This window comes from Streptomyces sp. AC627_RSS907, from assembly GCF_019049165.1.
In genome coordinates this window covers 1-501 of the sequence record NZ_JAGMUE010000535.1, presented here as the reverse complement: position 1 = coordinate 501, position 501 = coordinate 1, and the positions used below count along the sequence as shown (strand labels likewise).

Below are 501 nucleotides of genomic sequence, written 5' to 3'. Positions count from 1 at the left end.
GCCTTGTACACACCGCCCGTCACGTCACGAAAGTCGGTAACACCCGAAGCCGGTGGCCCAACCCCTTGTGGGAGGGAGCTGTCGAAGGTGGGACTGGCGATTGGGACGAAGTCGTAACAAGGTAGCCGTACCGGAAGGTGCGGCTGGATCACCTCCTTTCTAAGGAGCACTTCTAAGCCAGGCTTGCTTGGTTCAGAGGCCAGTACATCAGCGAACGTCTGATGCTGGTTGCTCATGGGTGGAACGTTGACTATTCGGCATCTTGACCAGCTTGTCTTCCTAGTACTGCTTCGGCGTGGAACGGGAGAGTGAGTGGTGGGGGTGTCGGGCACGCTGTTGGGTGTCTGAGGGCGCGGCCGTATGGCTGGGTCTTCGGTGCCGGCCCCAGTGCACTCGAGCTCTGGCTCGGGGTGATGGGTGGTTGGTCGTTGTTTGAGAACTGCACAGTGGACGCGAGCATCTGTGGCCAAGTTTTTAAGGGCGCACGGTGGATGCCTTGGC

Annotated in this window: 1 rRNA gene; it reads left to right on the top strand. The window is 59.7% G+C overall.

The window, feature by feature from the left end:
- Positions 1-159, top strand: a 16S ribosomal RNA gene (locus KUM32_RS36880); the annotation flags it as partial.
- Between the last annotated feature and the right edge of the window lie 342 nt (positions 160-501).